This is a genomic window from Bacillus cereus group sp. BfR-BA-01441 (genome assembly GCF_022663075.1).
GTDB classification, from domain to species: Bacteria; Bacillota; Bacilli; order Bacillales; family Bacillaceae_G; genus Bacillus_A; species Bacillus_A cereus.
The window spans coordinates 1-253 of sequence record NZ_JAKUEU010000352.1; the positions used below are offsets into that span (position 1 = coordinate 1).

Here is a 253-nt window from a genome sequence, read left to right on the forward strand (position 1 = left end):
CTCGATTGATGCTGCTTGTGATTGGATAGACTGTACAGTTTGAGTTGTTTCCTTAGCTACTTGCGCGGCAGTTTCAGAAACACTGGACATAGAGGCATTGACTTCTTCTGTACCGGCAGACATTTCTTCTGTCGCTGCAGATACTTCTTGAATTTGACTAGTGATTTTATTAATAGCCGACAGAATGGATGAGAATGCTTGATCTGCTTTATTAGCTGTTTCTTTTCCTTCCGAAGCTTTTTGTTGGCCTTTT

Annotated in this window: 1 pseudogene; it reads right to left on the bottom strand. The window is 41.1% G+C overall.

What is annotated here, in order from left to right:
* A pseudogene (locus tag MR107_RS30825) lies at window positions 1-253 on the bottom strand (methyl-accepting chemotaxis protein); the annotation flags it as partial.